At 62.6% G+C, this 18624-nt stretch carries 13 protein-coding genes; 4 read left to right on the top strand and 9 right to left on the bottom strand.

Translation table 11 applies throughout. From position 1 onward, the window contains the following. Positions 1–222: 222 nt before the first annotated feature. From AC0L2K_RS32715 to AC0L2K_RS32705, 3 genes are all read left to right on the top strand, one after another. Complete coding sequence (locus tag AC0L2K_RS32715; RefSeq protein ID WP_287377467.1) at positions 223–1425, top strand: MFS transporter; 1203 nt, start codon at positions 223–225, stop codon at positions 1423–1425. Between the two features lie 125 nt (positions 1426–1550). Further along, a complete protein-coding gene (cysK, locus tag AC0L2K_RS32710; protein ID WP_473533369.1) occupies positions 1551–3044 on the top strand; it encodes a cysteine synthase A in 1494 nt (497 codons plus the stop codon). Between the two features lie 237 nt (positions 3045–3281). Then, positions 3282–7997 (top strand): alpha/beta fold hydrolase, encoded by a 4716-nt coding sequence (locus tag AC0L2K_RS32705; protein WP_473533368.1) that lies wholly within the window; start codon positions 3282–3284, stop codon positions 7995–7997. Positions 7998–8057: 60 nt separating this feature from the next. Here the strand turns inward: AC0L2K_RS32705 and AC0L2K_RS32700 are convergent, their stop codons facing one another. From AC0L2K_RS32700 to AC0L2K_RS32665, 8 genes are all read right to left on the bottom strand, one after another. Further along, entirely contained in the window at positions 8058–8888 is an 831-nt protein-coding gene (locus AC0L2K_RS32700) for an alpha/beta fold hydrolase (RefSeq protein WP_473533367.1), read from the bottom strand. Between the two features lie 23 nt (positions 8889–8911). Further along, positions 8912–9142, bottom strand: coding sequence for a YjiS-like domain-containing protein (locus tag AC0L2K_RS32695; protein WP_128169656.1), 231 nt, complete (start codon positions 9140–9142; stop codon positions 8912–8914). A 124-nt stretch (positions 9143–9266) separates the two neighbouring features. After that, positions 9267–10508, bottom strand: a complete 1242-nt coding sequence (locus tag AC0L2K_RS32690) for an NAD(P)-binding domain-containing protein (protein WP_023797381.1) — start codon at positions 10506–10508, stop codon at positions 9267–9269. A gap of 89 nt (positions 10509–10597) precedes the next feature. Continuing rightward, positions 10598–11197 carry an OsmC family protein gene (locus tag AC0L2K_RS32685; protein WP_084833613.1) on the bottom strand — a complete coding sequence of 200 codons (600 nt, stop codon included), beginning with the start codon at positions 11195–11197 and terminating at the stop codon, positions 10598–10600. A gap of 737 nt (positions 11198–11934) precedes the next feature. After that, complete coding sequence (locus tag AC0L2K_RS32680) at positions 11935–12462, bottom strand: hypothetical protein (protein ID WP_473533366.1); 528 nt, start codon at positions 12460–12462, stop codon at positions 11935–11937. A 64-nt stretch (positions 12463–12526) separates the two neighbouring features. Further along, positions 12527–12829: a nickel-binding protein gene (locus tag AC0L2K_RS32675; protein WP_023797384.1), complete on the bottom strand. Its 303-nt coding sequence runs from the start codon at positions 12827–12829 to the stop codon at positions 12527–12529. A 164-nt stretch (positions 12830–12993) separates the two neighbouring features. After that, the gene (locus AC0L2K_RS32670; RefSeq protein WP_473533365.1) at positions 12994–14838 is read right to left on the bottom strand and encodes a winged helix-turn-helix domain-containing protein; all 1845 of its coding nucleotides are present in this window, start codon (positions 14836–14838) and stop codon (positions 12994–12996) included. A 596-nt stretch (positions 14839–15434) separates the two neighbouring features. Further along, complete coding sequence (locus AC0L2K_RS32665) at positions 15435–16052, bottom strand: cupin domain-containing protein (protein ID WP_023797387.1); 618 nt, start codon at positions 16050–16052, stop codon at positions 15435–15437. A 212-nt stretch (positions 16053–16264) separates the two neighbouring features. Here AC0L2K_RS32665 and AC0L2K_RS32660 point away from each other — a divergent pair, with 212 nt between their 5' ends. After that, on the top strand, positions 16265–17971 hold the full coding sequence (locus AC0L2K_RS32660) for a winged helix-turn-helix domain-containing protein (protein WP_128169659.1): 1707 nt from the start codon (positions 16265–16267) through the stop codon (positions 17969–17971). A 190-nt stretch (positions 17972–18161) separates the two neighbouring features. Here the strand turns inward: AC0L2K_RS32660 and AC0L2K_RS32655 are convergent. After that, a partial coding sequence (locus AC0L2K_RS32655; RefSeq protein ID WP_473533364.1) for an NAD(P)-dependent oxidoreductase occupies positions 18162–18624 on the bottom strand: 463 nt, incomplete at its 5' end.

Below are 18624 nucleotides of genomic sequence, written 5' to 3'. Positions count from 1 at the left end.
GTGCGGCACTTACCCCACAAGGAAGGAGATTGGAGGTTTCTATGTAGCCGTTTCCACGGTCCGCATTATAATTTTCCACGCTGACGCACACGCCTGCTTCCATACCCCTGGCCGATGACAGCCTCGAAGAAGTCTTTCGAGGGCAGGAACATTTCGAATCGTCAATCATCACCGACTCGAGGCAGGGCGCCTCTGGGCAGCGCAATGCCGCTGCGCGGTCTTTTGGCCGCGGCCGGCGCTACGACCGCGATGGCATTCGGATTTGGCAGCCTAGCTCTGACATCCGTCTTCATCAGACCGCTTGAGGCGGAGTTTGGCTGGTCGAGAGCCGACATCAGCCTTGCCTACACGCTGTCAAGCATCGGCATGGCGGTGGGCGGGCTGCTCTGGGGCCGGCTGTCGGATCGCGTGAGTATCAAAACCCTGCTATTCATCGGCTCGGCCGGCATGGTGATCGCGCTCGCCGCGCTTTCCTTCGCCTGTTCGCTCTGGCAGATCTATGCGGCCAATTTCGTCTTGGGCGGGATAGGCTTTGCGTGTCTCTACGCGCCGGTACTTGCCGTAACCGGGCACTGGTTCGACCGCCGCCGCGGCCTGGCGATAGGGATCGTCACAGCAGGCGGAGCCTTGGGTCAGGGCATAATGCCCTACGCCGCAAATGCCCTGATCGACGGCGTCGGCTGGCGCCTCGCATACGCGATCATGGCGGCGGCGACGCTGGCCGCGCTGGCGATCTCCATGCCGGCGGTGCAGGCGCCGCCCGTCGATCGTGTGGTTGCCGCACCGGTGCAGTCTTCAGCAAGACCAGGTTTCCAAGGTGGCCGGCTTTCTCCGATGACGCTGCTATCTGCCGCAGCCTTTCTCTGCTGCGCCTGCATGGGCTTCCCGCTGATACACCTCACAAGTTTCGTCACGGCCGTGTGCGGGTCTTCGGACGTCGGATCGCTTAGTCTGCTGATCGCCATGCTGTTCGGCGGCATCGGGCGGATCGCATTCGGGCTCCTCGCCGACCGGGCAGGCAATCTTGCCGCCTATGCCCTCGCGTCCTTCATTCAGACGGCATGCGTTGCGATTTTTCCAGCGCTGGACCAGCAGCTGAGCCTACTGGCGCTGTCGTCGGTTTTCGGCTTCGGCTTTGCCGGAAACATGACGTGCCTGATCCTTTGCGTGCGCCAATTTGCGCCAGCCGAACGCTTTGGCCAGTCACTCGGCATCGTCATGCTGATCGGCTGGGTGGGCATGGGCGTGGCCGGTTATTTCGGCGGCTTCGTCTATGACAGCTTCGGCAGCTATGGCCCCGCGTTCCTGGGGGCATTTGTCGCAGGCGCGGCCAATCTCGTGATTTTGGGCGTATTGGCAGCGTCATCCGGCGCGAGAGCGCAGATACCATGCGGCCGACTTCCGAACCCTGCGATGAGCCTTTGATTCAAACGTCGAAATCCACTTAATTCCACGGTGGTTCGAACGCTGCAGACCACGGTCGTCCTGCCAACCTCAGAGATCGATGAGACTGGCGGAGCACCGTCGTCACCAATCAAGGACCAGCTGAGATGAGCAGTATCTACGACAGCATTCTCGACACGATCGGCGATACGCCGGTCGTTCGCCTTTCCCGCATCAACAACGGCACCGCTTCGCTCTATGCCAAGATCGAGGCGTTCAATCCTGGCGGCTCGATCAAGGACCGTTTTGCCGCCGCGGTCATCGAAGAGGCGGAGGGTTCCGGTGCACTTCGGCCTGGCCAGACGGTGATCGAGGCGACGAGCGGCAACACGGGCATAGGACTTGCCATGGTTTGTGCGAGGAAAGGCTACCCGCTCGTCATCGTCATGCCGGAAAACGCCAGCGTCGAACGCCGCAAGCTGATGCGTTTCTTCGGTGCCAAGGTCGTGTTAACCCCTGCCGTCGAGCGCGGCAGCGGCATGCTTGCCAAGGCGGTCGAGTTGGCCGGATTGCACGGCTGGTTCCTCTGCCGGCAATTCGAGACGCCCGTCAACGCCGATATCCATGCCCGCACGACTGCGCTCGAAATCCTCGCGGCATTCCAAGACCGTCCACTCGACTACTGGGTTACCGGCACCGGGACCGGCGGAACGCTTGCCGGTGTGGCGCGAGTGCTCAAGCGCGAGCGCCCGGAAACGCGGATCATCGTCTGCGAGCCTGACAATTCGGCGCTGCTGTCGAGTGGCATTCCGCAAAGCTTCGACGAACAAGGACTGCCGACACGGGCGCATACTCGCTTCCGGCCGCACCCGATGCAGGGGTGGAGCCCTGATTTCATTCCGCAGATCGTAGGCAAAGCTATGGCTGACGATCTCGTGGACGAAATCCTGCCCGTTTCAGGCGCCAGCGCTCTGAAAGCCGCGCGCCGGCTTGCGACGGAAGAAGGAATACTGGCTGGCATCTCCGGCGGGGCAACCTTGAGCGGGGCACTGGAAATCACTCGACGCGTCGGCCCGGACCGGAACGTGCTGTGTATGTTGCCTGATACGGGGGAGCGGTATCTCAGTACGATCCTCTTCGATAACATCAGCGAGGAAATGTCGGCAGCCGAAGAGGCGATCTCTCACTCCACACCCGGCTACCGCTTCGACCGGCCGCCGTCCTTCGTCCTTTCATCGGCACCCGTGAACGAAATCCAAATCGAACCGTCGGCGCATGCGCTAGTCGATGAGGCGATCCATGATCCGGAGCGTCCGGTGGTCATGTTCGCTCTGACATGGTGCGAATTCTGCTGGACGGTAAGAAAGCTCTTCGACCGTGCCGGAATCGCCTACAGGTCCATCGAAATCGATACTCCGGAATTCCAGAAGAACGGCCTGGACGGGGAAATCCGCAAGGCCCTGAGGGCCCGGATCGGTTCGCCCACAATCCCGCAGGTCTTCGTCGGCGGCGAGCATATCGGTGGCTGCATGGATACGCTTGCGGCCTGGCGGGACGGCACGCTCGCCGCCCGGCTGGAGTTCGTCGGCGCACACTACACGTCCGGCGCATGCGCAAATCCCGAGAGCCTGCTGCCCCGATGGGTGCGCGCGGCAGCGTGAGATCCCGCCTCCCGGCTGTTTGGAGCGTCGTCGTCATCACCAAAGCGAGAGTCGAAACGGGCGTGATCCCGTTCGGCTCGGCTTCACCTGCACTTGTCGGTGTCGGCTTCCCCACAAACAAAAGAGCAAATCAGAGCGCAAGCGGAAACCTCGCGCTTCTGAAACGAACGCTCTCTGCAGCGGCACGGACTTGATACAATCCATCGCTAATTTAGCAGGCGCGCTGGGATTGGCAAAGTGTCGCTCGAAATTCGCGTTCTTGGAGATCTGACCGTCCTTCGCCATGGCGAGGTCGTTTCCTTGCCGCCTTCGAAAAAGACGCGGGCGCTGCTGGCCTATCTTGCGCTCGTAGAGCGCCCGCAGCGGCGCGAGCGCCTTTGCGAAATGTTCTGGGAGGTACCGGACGATCCTCGCGGCGCCCTGCGCTGGAGTCTCTCCAAGATAAGGCGGGTCGTCGACTTCGGGAACAGCGGAATTCTGGAAGCCGACCGCAGCGTAGTTCGCCTGAACACCAGCGAAATCGTGCTGGACATCGCGCCGCTCCGCGGCCTCGATGTTCGTGACATAGAGGCTCTCGATCGGGAGAAACTGGAGGCCCTCGCTGGGGCGTTCCGCGGATGTTTCCTGGATGATCTCTCACTGCCGCGCTGTCCGGAATTCGAAGCTTGGCGCATTGCGACCGCCGACGAACTGCACGTGACGCATCTGCGCATCCTTCGGATGCTCGTCGACAGGCTGGCGGATGAGCCGGCGCGTGCTCTTACGCACGCGCATGTCCTGCATGGGTTGGAGCCCGAGGACGAGGCTCTTCGGGCGGACATCCGCCGGCTGAGCGAGGCAGCACGGCAATCCGCCATGGTCCAGAGCCGCGCTTTGAGAACCGACACCGGGACCGCTCCCACCGGTGAGACCGTCACTCCGCCGGTTTGGCCGGCGGCGGAGATGGATCTCTCCCCTTTGCCGGAGCGGGCCCTCGCGCAGGAGATCCGCCGGTGCACTACTCCGGACGGCGCGCGCCTGGCCTATTCCTTGAGTGGTCAAGGCCCTCCTTTGGTAAGGGCAGCCCACTGGATGTCCCATCTCGAGCTCGAATGGGACAGTCCGGTGTGGAAGCATTGGATCGAGGGCCTTTCCTCGCACTACCAGCTGATACGCTACGACCAGCGCGGCAACGGCCTGTCGGACCGGTATCCGGCCGACCTATCCTTTGATGCCATGGTCGCCGACCTGGAGAGCATCATCGATGCGGCCGGTCTGCGCCGCGTTTCCCTGCTCGGCATTTCCCAGGGGTGCGCCGTTTCGATAGCCTATGCCGCCCGGCATCCCGAGCGCGTCGCGGGGATGGTGCTGTATGGCGGATTTGCCAAAGGCTGGCGCAAACGGGGCAGTCAGCGCGAAATAGCGCGCCGCGAGGCCATGGGAGCGCTGATACAGGAGGGCTGGGGCCAAGACGACCCGGTGTTCCGGCAGATGTTCACCTCCCTCTTCATTCCGGAAGCAACGCCGGAACAGAGGAACTGGTATAACGAACTGCAACGCAACACCGTCTCGCCGGAGATTGCCCATCGCATCTTCGAGGAAGGCGCAGTAATCGACGTGGACGAGCTGTTACCGCGGATTCGCGTTCCAACCCTGGTGATGCATGCCACGAGGGACGCCGTCATTCCGTTCGATCACGGCCAGGCGATGGCCGGCAAAATCCCCGGCGCCCGTTTCGTCGCGCTCGACAGCGTCAACCACGTGTTACTTGGCCATGAACCGGCATTCGCAACCTTCGTGGACGAAACGCGTCGTTTCCTTGCCGACCCCGAACAGACGCAGCAACTGGCAGGCCCTCCGGCGTCCTTGGGGATCAACCGCTCGCGGCAGTACATCACAGTGCTGGCCACGGAAGTGATCAGTCCCATGCATCTCCTCGAAACGGAGGACCCAGAAGTGGCAATCCGCGAATTCCAGCCCGTCGAGGATCGCGTGATACAAGTCGTGGAGAGCCATGGCGGCGTCGTCACGTCGGCTGCTGACGGGACAATCACCGCAGCATTCGGCCTCGCTCGCGCCACCGAGGACCACGCTTATCTTGCATGCCGCGCCGCGCTTGCGGCCAAGCTAGCTGTGGAGGAGCTTTCCCAGGGCGGGATCCAGTTGAGGGCCGGAATAGACACCGGCGAGGTGATCGTACGGCAGCAATGGACGACCGAAGCCAGCAAGGTTGAACTGGCCGGAGCCGCGCCGCGTGCAGCCAACCGGCTGATGCGTGCCTTGCACCGTGCGACGATCGCCGCAACAGGCCGGGCGCGCGCCGCCGCCGGGGGCTATGTGCAGATGCACCGCTTAGCGCATTCGGAGTATCCGCAACTTGGCCGCGACGAACGCATTTACGAGCTTTTGGGCGAAAATCACGCTCTGTCGCGCTGGCACCTGAGGGCCAACCGCGGCCTTACCGGACTGGTGGCGCGCGAGCTCGAGCTCAAAATCCTCCTTGCAACCTGGCGCCGCGTCCGGGAGGGCCACGGCCAGGTCGTCGGGATCGTCGCCGACCCCGGCATCGGCAAGTCGAGGCTTGCCCATGAATTTCTCTCCCTCGACGAGGTGGCCGGTTTTACTGTGCTTGAATGCGGCGGTCTGGAGTTTGATTCGTCAGTTACTCTGGGCGCCGTAAAGAAGCTGCTGCTCTCGGCTTGTGGCATTCGCGGCGAAGACGGCTTGGCGGAAGCCCAGCGCCTGTTTGCCTTCAAACAGGCGGAACTGGACCTGGATCCACGTCATACGGCGCCGCTTTGCTTCCTCGCGGACCTGCCGATCAACGATTCTTCCTGGCCGCATCTCGATGCGCGGGAGCGGACCTCACGGGTATCCGAGGCGATGAGCGCTTTCCTCGTTGCCTTGAGTCAGGCCTCGCCCGTGGCCGTTCTTATCGAGGATCTGCACTGGATCGATGCCGAGAGCGAGGCCGTAATGAACAGGCTGGTCGAGGTCATGGGCGCCAACCGTATCATGCTGCTCGCCACCTACAGGCCGCAGTACCGGCACGAATGGAACCGCCGCGGTTATTTCCAGCAGGTAAGGCTGGAGCGGTTCGCGCGGGACGAAATGGAGCAATTCCTTACCGAATTGCTGGGATCCGATCCTAGCCTCGGGGAACTTCGGCAATCGCTTGCCGAGCGGGCCGAGGGCACGCCGCTGTTTCTGGAGGAAATGGTGCGCGGACTGGTTGCGGATGGTGTCCTTGCCGGCCAGTCGGGCTGCTACGAGCTCAAGAGACCCGTGGAATCCATCACCATCCCGTCGACGGTTCAATCGCTCATCGCCGCACGCATCCAGCAGCTGGGTGACTCGGAAAGGCAGATACTCCAAGTCGCTTCGGTTATCGGCAAGAATGTTCCGTATCCGCTGCTGAGGGCGCTCTCGCCGCTACCGGCGGCCGAGCTGGAGGCATGTCTGGCCAAACTGCAGAGTTTGGAATTCCTGTTCGAGGTCCAGAGCTATCCTCACGTGGAATATACGTTCAAGCACGCGTTGACGCTCAAGGTGACCTACGAATCGCTGCTGGCGGAGGACCGAAAAAGGCTGCATCGGGCTGCATTGGTTGCAATGGACAGACTCTATGCCGGATCGCTGAATCACCACATCGAGGAACTGGCCGAACACGCGCTTCGTGCCGAGGCATGGGAACCTGCCGCGGATTATCTGCTGCAAGCGGCGGGTCGGGCTGAGGAACGCTCGGCCTATTCCGCCGCGGTCCAGTTCCTCGAAAACGCCCGCAAAGCAGTCACCGCATTGCCCCGGAATCCCAAAACTCTCGCCCAGGCGATCAACCTGCGGGTGCGGATGCGGCCCGCCTACGGCGCGCTTGGTGCCTACCGGAAGGCGCTGCCGCAGCTGTTGGAAGCGCGCGAACTGGCCATGGAACTGGGCGACCCGCAACTCATCTCCGACGTGTTGCTCCACTTGAGCTATCTAAACAGCTCCCACGGCCGCTACGAGGAGGCGCTGGAACCGGCCGACACACTCAAGCGCGGCGCGATGGCAAATGGCGTGCAGCGCTGCATAAGCGAGTCGGATCTGGCCACCTCACAGGCGCTTCTGATCCGCAGCGAGGCGCGGCAGGTGCTGGAGCGCCTTGTTCCGCATGAGGAGAGGTTCACCAAAGCCTGGCGTCTGGAGCGTTTCGGACAGCTCGGTGCGCGTGCGGTTTGGTACCTGGGGCATCGCGCGCAGGCGGAAGCGCGCCTTGGCCGGTTCGACGATGCGGAGCGTTCGCTTGCGGGATTGCAGAAGGTCGCCGCCGAAGTGGCGCGCCCGATCGACAGCTGCGCGGCCGCCTATTTTACCGGTGTGGTGGGCGTCCTGCGCGGGCCCGATCCGGCGCTTGTCGAGGCGCTGCAGTTTTGGTCCTCCGAAGCCGCGACCAGCGCATTTATCCTACTCCGGCCATGGCTGTTGACTGTGCTCGGGCATGCGGAATTCCTGCTCGGCCGCAACTACGACGCGGGCGCCACCTTGGAAATGGCAGTGACCGAGGCTGAGCGGCTCGATCTTGCCCAGTTCGAATGTCACGCGCGCGCGGTGCTCGCATGCGTGCGTACGCGCCTCTGTGAGCCGGAAGCTGCGGCCAATCTCGGCCATGCGCTCGAGCTTGCGCGCGGACGCGGCGACCCGTGGAGCGAGGTCATGGTACTGCGCGGCCTTGCGGAACTCAAACCTTCCAGATCTGCCATTAACTGGCTCGAACAGGCCTGCGATCTTGCCCGGCGGGTTGAATTACGGCCGGAGCTTGCCCGCTCCTTGCTAGCTCTCGGGCTGGCGAAGCGGCGCGGTAAAATCGCTGGTGCGGATGCCACTCTCGCGGAAGCGAGCAAGCTATACGCCGAAATGCAGATGCGGGAAGATTTCTCTGACACGGAGGACCCGGCCGGAAATATCGTGCGCGATCGCATAGCCGCTACGGTGTGATTCCTCCGCATCCAAGGATCTGCTTCGAAGGTTTGCGCTGCCTAGGCGAGCAAGCCGCGGTCACGCAGCTCGCGATCCTGCGGTATCATGGAACAATATCTGCCGGACCAAACGATCCGCCACCAGGTCTGCGTGGGTCAGCGGCCCCATGTGTCCGGCGCCAGGAACAATCGCCCCGATCGCGGCCGGAACGCGAGAAACCAGTTCGCAGGCGATGAGCCGCGTCGGAACTGGTGCAAATTCGCCACGCAGTATCAAGACCGGAAAGCCAAATCGGGCATATTCGCTCGCCGGCGTCGACTCGTGGATCAACGCGTGGAAGTCGAGGCTGGCCTTCGGCAGAAACCGCACGAGTGCCGCCTGAAGTTCCGGCTTCATCGCGTCGAAGGTGCCGGCTCCGCTCCAGTAGTCGATGAAACGAGCTGTCGCGGCCAGGTAGCTACCGTTGATCAAGCTGTCGTGTATCGCGCCTGCGATCGACGAGATTTCGCCGAGCGCCTCGTGGCCCTCAGAGTCCAGCTGGCGCAGCAGGTGAAAGGCAGACGGTTCATAAAGGGAGAGGCTGGCCAGTCTGTCTGGACGCATCGCTGCTATATGCAGGGCCAATCCACCACCATAGGAATGGCCAACAAGATGCACAGGCCCGTCATGGTGGTCGATCATCTCCAGCATCCCGGCGGCTTCGTCGGCCAAACGGAAAGTGCCGGCACCATTCCAGGTGCCGGCGCCCGGTGCCCCGATCAAATCGGGTGCGATGAACCGGTAGCTGTCATCGAGCCGCTCCGTCAGGTTGCGCCACTGCCGTCCGCTGCCGCCGGAGCAGTGCAGGGCGATGACAAGCGGTGCGTGGCACGCTTTATGCGAGACGCAGAACGTCGATGCGGCGCTCATCGGACGACCTCCTTCGTGCCGGCTCAAGGCCGGGTGCGGCGGCTGGGATCACGCCCGGCAAAGGAGGTGATCGAGTTGATCTCGGAGCGGGTGATGCCGACGTCGCGCAGGATGTAGTCCGGCAACTCATAAAGCTGTCGACGGTCCCGCTGGATGCGAATGGAACGCCAGACTGCGGCCAGCATTGTTCCGCCAGCCCAGCGCAAACCTCGCGTTGTGGTGAGGGACAGGGATGGGTTCACCATTGCACTCATTTGATTTTCTCCATGGTTGCGGGCGCTGACTGCGGCGCCAGTGGAGCCCCTTGTCGTGGTCTGCCGTGAGCGTCACCGTTGAAGGCAACGTCGATTTTTGCCGCGCCAGCGTTGTATTCGGCGGTCAGGCCGCGGCTCGGCGGGAGGCGTTGAGAAACATTGCCACGTGGGCCGCCAGCGCCTCCGCATCGCGGCCGACGCCGTCAAGGAAGCTGGAGCTTCGATGGCGCATGAAATTGAGGCCGAGCACGTAAAGTCCCGGATACGCGCAGACGCCACCATCGTTCTGAATTTCGCCCCGGCCATCGAACACATCCAGTTTCAGCCATGGGTATTCCCGGCGATAGCCGGTGGCCCATATGACGGTCTCGATACCTTGGTCGATGAGATCGATTTCGGTCGGTTCGGCGCTCAGGATCAGGCTCGGAATGGAACCGGGACCGATGGAGTAGCGGCCCTCGCCGGCGGCCGCGCGGTCTATATTGGCCAGCACGCGCCTCAGCGTACGTTCCGCCGCCATGGTCGTGTCGGCGAGATCGCCATTGAACCGAATGCGTGTATCGTAAGCGGCAACCGCTCGACCAACAAGACGAACGCCTTGCTCCCGAAGGCCGGCGAGGTCGAGCGACCTGCGCTCGGGTGTACCTATTAGCTGCAGCGACGGCTGCCGCCGTGCCGCAGCTAGATCCGAAACTTCGGCGACGGGCTTGGCAAGCATTCCCAGCCGGTCGAGCCACCACAGGATGTCGTGCCCGTGGTAAAGCCTCGGCAGGCGTGTATGACTGCCGACCGACAGGGTTACCGGGCGCCCGGAGCGATGGATCTCCTCCGCGAGTTGTATTCCCGTCGCGGAGGCCCCGGCCACGAGAACGCCGCCCTGAGCCAGCTGCCGAGGATTGCGATAGTCCCGCGGCACGATCTGCCTGACACGGGAGGAGATCTGCTTTGCGATTGGCGGAATCCGCGGCCTGTCACTGTATCCGGTCGCAACTACCACCGCACGCACGCTCCATTGACCGCGATCGGTCAGCAGCCGGAAGCCTCCGTCGATCCTTTCGGTCGAAAGCACCTCTACACCGTCCACTACCGGCGCGGTGATCGAGCATGCGTAATTCTCCAAGAACCCGACGGTCTCAGCCATTGTCATGAAACCGTCGGGATCGGCCCCGCGATAGCCGCCGCCGGGCAGGCGCGTCATCCAGTTGGGCGTCAGCAGGCGGAGGGAATCCCACCGTTCGCTGCGCCAGCGCTCCGCGATCCGGCCACGCTCCAGCACGACGTGGCAGACCCCGCGCTCTGACAGGCACCGGCTCATGGCTAGACCCGCCTGTCCGGCACCAATAATGGCCACGTCTGTACACTGCATTGAATTCGCGCCTTGTAAGCAGGGGGCAACAGATCGCCGGCGCCATCCTTTCCAGGACAAGGCCGGCGATATTGCACTTCCGACCAAAGTCAGCCTTTCACGGCAACCGAGACCGGCACGCCGTTGGTCAGCACGTCGAACACCGCGGAACGGGCGCGCGACTGCATTACGATTTCCTCGAGCTTCTCAGCCGGAGCATCGCCCTTGATCTTGAAGGAGATACGGATGCCTTGGTAGCCGTTGCGGACCTCGTTGGAGATGCCGAGGATGCCGCGAAGGTCGATGTCGCCTTCGACGGTCGATTCCACCTCATGCAGCGTAACCCCGCGCACGGCCGCGATGTTCGCGATGCCGGCCGTGAGGCAGGAAGCAAGCGCGTGGAGGAGGTATTCGACCGGCGTCGGGCCGTTGTCTGTGCCGCACAGGACCGCTGGATGGTCGCTGTCGGCCTGGTAGGCCATCATGTGAGACTGCTCCGCGCCGGCGCCGAAGAAGTTGGCCATCGTGCTGCTGCTGTGGGTGCCGGCAATCCAGCGGCTCTTGGCACGGAATTTGAACTGGGCAAGCTCCGGCTGCCCCGCGACGGCGTTGATGGTGGCCAGAAGGGTGGGCGTGTCGACGCCGTTCCTCGGCTCCCGCGGCGCCTTCTTAACGGGAGACTTTTCCATGATCATTGTATCATCCTGCATGTCATTCACTCCTGGGTTCGAATGTTGCGCGACCGGGATCGCCCCGGACGGCTAAACCTCGGCCGGCAGCGTTTGACGTGCAGTGGGAACGACAGTGTGAAATCGAGAGGTTTTTGCGTCAGAACGGCTGTGGACGCCCTGCCGGTCGGGTCTGACAAAAACAACGGGCGTTCAAACGCTTGCTTCCCTGCGAAGCTGCGATCTCCGCAAGTGCGCCAAGAAGGCGCCACAACCGAAACCACAGGAGATCAGATCATGTCTCGTTCATTTGGGATGGATACCCGCCCGTCGTCGACCGACTGGGCGGTCATAGTTCGCGGGCCAAGCAAGGCCGAGGTGCTTGCCCATACAGCAAAGATTCACACATACGCGAGCACACTGAAGCGGCCCCCGGCGGCGGTGCCGATCAGCCCCGTCTGAAATCTTGCGGGAACGATGTTTCTCGGTTGACTTCCAACCGGGCAAAGAACGGGCAGCGGCCGAAGAACGTACGACGAAGTCGGAGATTTCCGGTCTCGCCCAACGCCCGCTTCGAGGAGCTTATTCCGCACTCGGGAATGTCCGCCTTGGTCAATTTGCGTCGTCCCAGGTCCCGCCCAAAATACCTGGAGATGCTCGGTGCCCAGCCTGAGCTTCCCACCTCTGTCCGGTTTCAACTCCGCCACCCGGATGGAGGCGGCTGTCCCAAACGCCGAGGTCGTTGCATCGGCCCGCACTTGCGGGCCGATGCAAGCGCATCAGCCGCTGTGAGCGCAGCTAACACTGCGGTTGTTGTCCGCCATCATGCCGCTGGGATTGGAGCGCCAGTGCCAGACGTGGAGCTCATAGTATGGATCCACCGGGTGAACACCGACCTTGGACTTGAGCTTCAGCTCCTGACCTAGGAAACTCGGTGCCTCCGAACCCTGCCACTGTGCCTTGAACACGATGTACTCGAGCGCTACCAGATGCATCGATCCGTCGGCCTGCGGCTCGTACATAATCACATCCGGCTGATCCAGAACCAGCTTTCCGTCCATGGCGTAGCCCTTATTGATGTAGTGCTGGCCCATGGCCCCCTCGGCGCCCGCGTCGGTGCAGTCGAAGAGCGGCTCGTAGCCGGCTGCAGTCGCGTCGGCGAGGTGGTAGTAAGCTTCTGCGGCGGCCCGCGATTGGGCAATAGCCGTGGGGTCGCCACGTGAACCCAGTTCGTGAGCCTTAACGGGCTGGCAAACGGCACCAGCCGCGAGGGTGGCGACCAGCAAGGTCGTCTGTGGGAAATTCATTATGTTCCTCCATCTGAGGGGTTGAGGAGCACCCGCGGAGCTATGGCCCCGCGGGGCTAATGGGTCATGCTGCCGCGGCTTCTACAGCCGGGTCAGCCCGCACGATCACGGTGGTGGCGACCGGATAGAATTCCTCGCCGGGCATGCCCACGCGATGGGCATGTTCGCGGATCGCCGCACCGTCCTGCGCCTGGTAGATGCAGAAGGTGCCGATGCGACCGTCGGGCTCATGCACGACGTAGCTGCGGATCCACCTGACCCTGTCAGGCATTTCTTCGTTTCCGATCCGTGCTGACTTGGCGCCGGCGGTTTCCAGTTCGGCGAGCGACGCCCAGGCGCTCGGCCGACGAATAACGTAGAGTTGCATTTCCAATTCTCCCGATTACGGGCGCCCAGGTTCGACGCCCACCATTGCAATGGCCATGCGGGGTTGCATGACTGGGCCAGAGTTAGCGCCGGCTGCCGCAGATCGTCCTTACCGTCGACCTATCCTGCGCTTATCTTTTGCCGATCAAGGGACAGCGAAAGCCGTTAAGTGCCGCTTGGTGCGATCATGAGGTGTTCGCTCTCGCCACGCTGCTTCCCGTGAGCCGGGATCGGTGCTGGAGCCAGACTTGCAGCCATGCTCATGAGCCGAGGCGATCCGATACGCGCGGCGGTGCGCTCGGCAGCTGCCAGTTCCGAGGTGCCGCCGCTAACGTCACCCATGTCGAAGAAGCGACGCGCCAAGTCGATCCGGAGACGTGCCGCGTGATACTCTACGCCGGCACTTGTCCAAAGCTGACGGGCGAGGAGACGAAGCTGCATCGCCTGGGGGTTATCGGCGGGGAGGAGAGCGGCGCGGGTTTCGGCGATCATCGCCCGCACCGCAGGCTGAGGCCAGCGCTCCGGGGAGGCGTCGATTTCCGCGAGGAAACCGGCGGCCAATTCCGGCCGACCGCCCAGGGCGGCTAGGCGAGCGGCATTGACCAAGAGCAGTCCGCGACGCTGCAGGTGAAACCAAGAGAGCCCCTCTAGAGCACGGTGAAGCGTAGCAAGCGCAGCCTCCACGTCGCCTGTCTCAAAGAGCAGAACGGCATTGCCCGGTTCAGCGTCCCATCCAATCGAATACGCCATTGCATAGTCCGACTTCGCCTGGGAGAGGTCGCCAATCATTGCGTGAATGTCCCCTCGGACGCGGTAGCCCTCGCCCAGAGACCAAGCCTCTTCGTCCGCCAGCTTCGGAATCGCTGCCTCAATGTTAGCCAGGGCCTCGCCGAGCGTTCGCTGCGCTCCAACTATTTCCGCACGATGCAAACCGCAGGCGCCTGGGCTTTCCGCGAAACTGGCTTCACACCAGCTCTCGAAGCCTTCGCTCCATTGCCTTGCACGGGGCCAATCGGCGAAAGTGCGACAGCTCCAAAGGATATTGCAGTAGACCAAGCTGCCGGTGATCGGGTCGACCTGACTGGAGAGTGCGATGGCGGCGGCGTGGTTCTGCTGCTCACTGCCCTCGTTCACCCTGCCGAGGGAGAGGTTGTAGAAGCCTTTGTAAACCAGCGTCAGTGCCCGAAGTCCCTGATCGTCGGTCTGCTCGGCCAGCTCGAATGCCTTCGATGCGAGCTCAAGAGCTTCCTTCGGTCGGCCTCCGAAAGTGGCAAGGCGCGACTTCATCCACAAAAGATAACCCATCGTGCCGCTGTCGCTCAAGCCGGTCAGCAACTGGCCGCCCCGTTCCAGCCAGCCGATGGCTGCGTCCGCCGCCCCGCGTTCGAGATGGATTTTTGCCAATGTGATGGCTGCTCGTGCGGCCCGCACCAACTGACCTATCCGCATATGAGCCGCGACCGCACGAGAAAGTATTGGGATCGCCGCGACGGGACGGCCGCAACACTCGACCGCCAGAGCCCAGAGATCAAGATCGCCTGGGTCCAGCTCCCGCGTCCGGGAGATGGCGTCGAACCGCTCGGCCGCGCCCGCCCAGTCCCGCTGGATCGCCAGGTCTCGTGCGGCAGAAATCTCCAGATCGTCGCTAGCCTCAGTCGGCGCAATCTGGCCGAGGAGGGGGTCGTCGATCCCAAAGCGATAGCCATGCTTGACGAAGCTGCGGATGGAATTCGCCAACCCTCCGGCTGCAAGCGCGCGACGGGCCAAGCTCACGGCGCGCTGCAGGGAAGCTTCGGTAACCGTAAGGTCCGGCCAAAGAGCATCCATGAGCTCGTCCTTCGGCACTACCCGACCTGCATTCCTTACCAAGTAGGCCAAAAGGTCAAAGACGCGCGGCTGAATCTTCTGTGCCGCTCCACGCAGCCTCAGCGAGCGCGCCTCCTCATCGAGTTGGAATGGTCCAAAGTTTTGCAACATCGCGGCTCTGGGAGAAATCGAAACGGCGACCATAAGCGAAAGATCAGCAGATGGTAAGGACCGGCCTAGTGCAGGGCCGTATTACGAAGCGCTCCCGGCTACACGGCCGCGGGGACAGCGCCGCGGCGCCCTAAGGGCTGCACTCAAAGCTATAGCAGAAGGACCAGCGCCTGCCATGCCCGCCATAAACAAGGCAAGCTCAACGCCCTGACCCGCGTGCTCGCGGCAGAGCGCATCGTCTGAGCCGAGACCTTGCCGAACTATGGCCCGACCGGCGGCTTCTTCCGCGACGGCCAACGGCTTGCGTGGTGACAACGGCTGCTCGACTCTGCATTTCTGGCCGCTTCGCGCCTGATATCGGCCCCTAAAGTCAGCTTTGCCACCGCCTGAAAGCCGACATTGTCAGCGGCCACGGTGGAAATCGTGGTTGCGCCATATGGAGCAGCAGGCCAGGTTGATGCCAGCGCAACGGCGCCCGAGCCGCGGCGATCGAGGATTTGCATTCGGGGCAAGCGGACGCGATACCTGAACAGCATGCGCCGCTCTTGTAGATACCGCGCCGTGATGAAAGCGCCGGGGTGGCGCCTCGTCGCCGTCCAAACATTCGCGCGACCCAGCGAAATGTCGCTTCAATCGAGGCTGGCCGGCGACGAGAACGGCCGATTGGCATCCACCACGAAGATGGCCAACTGATCGAGATCGGTTGTTCCGGCGTTGAACACTTCCATAGGAGTATCGGCGCCATGCCCGACCATGGTCGTTTCGGCTTCGGCATAAGCCACGCCGTGGGGCGTCCTCTGGCCGAGCTTGCCGGCCAGGACATAGAAGGCCTCCGGTCCCGGATGTGAATGGATCGACGACTTGGCGCCGGGCGCGCCGCCGGCACGGTTGATGCGCAGCAAGTATTCGCTCGCGCTGACCGATGGGAGGGGACCAATCTCAGTTACCTTGGTTCCGCCGGCAGTGGCGCCGTCCTTCGGCCCAAGCGTGAACAGCCAGACCTTGCCTGCGACCTCCGCCGCAAGCGAGGTGGAGCCCGCAGCGCCCTGGGCCTGGGCCAGGGTGGGGAAATTCTCCAACCGCCAGAACAATGGTCCGGGTGGCAGTTCCTTCACCTTTTTCTCGACCACCGGCTCGACGACCAATTTGGCATCCGCGGCCATCGGCGCTGAGGGAATGAGCCCGAGAGCACACAGTGAGAACACAAGTATGCCGATACGACGTGCGTTGACTGATCGCGGCTTCATGGGTGGGTCCTCCTCTCGATGCAACGAGTTTGTGGTTGGGCGGCTGTTCGGGACAATGCCGAAGACGTTGCCATGAGGGTGAGCCGAAGGGCTTGTCGAGTAACGAATGCCGTACGATCTTTTGCCGAAGAAACGACGATCGGGCGACAGTCCAGGCGCCGAAAACTATGGTAAGAAGCGAGGCAGGCAAGACAGCGACATTGAGATAGCCGATGAACACCCCGGCGCCGACCAGGCTCCTTATCAATGGGGTAGTTGCGGACCTGAGCAACGAAACGCTGAGCGACGGGCCGGGCAATCCGATTGATCTCAGGCCGCAGGCGTTCGCGGTGCTCCGCTATTTGTCGAACAACCCCAACCGACTCGTCACCAAGGGTGAGCTGATGCAGTCGGTGTGGGCGGGAACGGCAGTCACTGACGACAGCTTGGTGCAATGCATCCACGAGATCCGACGCGCACTGAAGGATGACGGACATGCCATCCTGAAGACCAAGTCGCGGCGCGGCTACATGCTGGCGCTGCCGGAGGCGAATGCGGCTGCGATGCCCGCCACGAGCCGGACGAGTAATCGCGCGCTCCAGCGACCGCTCGCCGCCTTTGTGGGGTCGCTACTGATTGTGCTTGCTGTCGCCGCTGCTGCAGGGTGGATGCTGCGGCCCCTCTCCCCTGGCGGCAAGCCTTTGGTCGCGGTGCTGCCCTTCGACGTGTTGGGTGAGGAGACGTCCGCACGCCGACTGGGCAACGGCCTGACCGAAGAAATCATCACCGATCTCGCACGTTTCCCGGAATTTCAAGTAATCGCGCACGACTCGACTGAAACATATGCCGGAAGATCGATCGGTTTGGCCGAGATCGCCAAAACGCTCGGGGTCGGTTTCGTGGTCGAAGGCTCGATCCAGCGCCAGGCCGGCCGGCTGCGCATCACTGCGCAGCTCCTCGACGCGGCAACCGGCAAACATCTATGGTCGGACCGCTGGGACCGGCCCGACGAAGATCTGTTCGCTATCCAGACGGAGATCTCCGAGCAGGTCTCCAACCGCCTCGGCGGCGGGCACGGCGTGATCGAGGTTGCAGGCCGGATTGCGGCGCATCGCAAGCCGCCAAGCGACCTTACTGCCTACGAGCTGTACCTGCTCGGCACGGAAAAGCTTGCGAAGATGAATCGCGCCGATGTCGAGGAGGCCATCAAGCTCCTCAAACGCGCCGTCGAATTCGACCCGGGGCTCGCGCGCGCCTGGGTCGAGCTCTATCACGCGTATGGCGTCATGCCCAGTTTCGGCGCCGATTTCGAGGCCAACTTCCGACTGGCCGCCGAGGCTGCCGAACGTGCGGTCATGCTCGACCCGAGCGACGCGGAGGCGCACGCCGTGCTGGGCTTCAGTTTCGGCGACAGGAATGATCTTGCACGTGCCAAGATGGAATTCGACACGGCGCTACGCATGGCGCCGAACCAGTTCGAAATTCTGAGCTTCTACGCTTTCTTGGCATCCAGCTTCGGCGAGCCGCAGCGCGGTGCCGAGATGGCCGATCGGGCAATCCGCCTTAACCCGAACTACCCGATGGCGAGTACGAGGCTTTTTGCTGCTGCCTATTTCATGGCCGGACGCTATGAAGACGCGCTTCGCATGCAGAAGCAAATGGGTCCGGAGAACTACGGTCGACGGATGTGGGTATATCGCCCAGCTGCGCTGGCCGCCTCCGGCCGAACGGCGGAAGCGAAAACCGCGCTTGCGGAAGCACTGAAATGGTTTCCCGATCTTACCATAGAGGGATTTGTTAGCCTTCCTGACACAAATGAAGACGACAGGCGGCGGCTCATCGAGACCATGCGGCTCGCCGGTTTCCCGCCCTGTGCAAAGGCAGAGGCGGTGGCCCGTTTCGAAAAGCCTGTGCACCTGCCAGAATGCGTCGAGCGCTGAGTGAATCTTGAGCCCGTAGGGCGGGAGCGGTATAAGCGCCGGTCCGCTTTGCGCCCATTAACGGACTAAGAGTAAATTCTTAACCCGCACTTGGGCCGTACAGAAGTTATCGAATCGATTAGTTTCATAAGGCCGCCGCAATTGGCCGAATCCCGTCAAGGAACTGAAGCAGTTATTGCCATACGGGCCCTTAGTAGCCCCGTTCAAGGTCTACGAGATTGGTGATGTCATTGCCCAACTTGATCTGCTCGCACAGACCTGCCACCTGCGCTATGCCCGAATCGACCCAGTAGCTTGCCACATGTGGTGTGATGGTCACCTTCGGATGGGCCCATAGCGGGCTCGCCTGGTCGAGCGGTTCCGAGGTAAAAACATCGAGGCAGGCGCCTGACAGTTGCCCAGCGTCAATGGCGTGCAGAAGTGCAGCCTCGTCGACGTGTGCTCCGCGTCCGACATTAACGAGGTAGGCGCCGCGCTTCATCAGTCGGAAAGTCTCGGAATTAAGTATTCCTCGAGTTTCGGTGGTCAGCGGCAGCGCGCAGACGACGAAGTCTCGTTCAGCCAAGGCCTCTTTAAGCGCTGGGGCACCAGCGTAACAGGCCACATCGGCGATTTGCTTAGGGTTGCGGGACCACGCCGCCGAGCGATATCCC

It is taken from the genome of Mesorhizobium sp. WSM4817 (genome assembly GCF_055811135.1).
The sequence above is the reverse complement of the archived record's forward strand: the minus strand, read 5'-3'. Positions and strand labels throughout refer to the sequence as shown.

What these genes read in the sequence shown, in the direction of transcription:
- cysK (WP_473533369.1), top strand. Translation starts at nt 1,551, where the DNA reads ATGAGCAGTATCTACGACAGCATTCTCGACACGATCGGCGATACGCCG.
- AC0L2K_RS32700 (WP_473533367.1), bottom strand. Translation starts at nt 8,888, where the DNA reads ATGAGCGCCGCATCGACGTTCTGCGTCTCGCATAAAGCGTGCCACGCA.
- AC0L2K_RS32695 (WP_128169656.1), bottom strand. Translation starts at nt 9,142, where the DNA reads ATGAGTGCAATGGTGAACCCATCCCTGTCCCTCACCACAACGCGAGGT.
- AC0L2K_RS32690 (WP_023797381.1), bottom strand. Translation starts at nt 10,508, where the DNA reads ATGCAGTGTACAGACGTGGCCATTATTGGTGCCGGACAGGCGGGTCTA.
- AC0L2K_RS32685 (WP_084833613.1), bottom strand. Translation starts at nt 11,197, where the DNA reads ATGCAGGATGATACAATGATCATGGAAAAGTCTCCCGTTAAGAAGGCG.
- AC0L2K_RS32680 (WP_473533366.1), bottom strand. Translation starts at nt 12,462, where the DNA reads ATGAATTTCCCACAGACGACCTTGCTGGTCGCCACCCTCGCGGCTGGT.
- AC0L2K_RS32675 (WP_023797384.1), bottom strand. Translation starts at nt 12,829, where the DNA reads ATGCAACTCTACGTTATTCGTCGGCCGAGCGCCTGGGCGTCGCTCGCC.
- AC0L2K_RS32670 (WP_473533365.1), bottom strand. Translation starts at nt 14,838, where the DNA reads ATGGTCGCCGTTTCGATTTCTCCCAGAGCCGCGATGTTGCAAAACTTT.
- AC0L2K_RS32665 (WP_023797387.1), bottom strand. Translation starts at nt 16,052, where the DNA reads ATGAAGCCGCGATCAGTCAACGCACGTCGTATCGGCATACTTGTGTTC.
- AC0L2K_RS32660 (WP_128169659.1), top strand. Translation starts at nt 16,265, where the DNA reads ATGAACACCCCGGCGCCGACCAGGCTCCTTATCAATGGGGTAGTTGCG.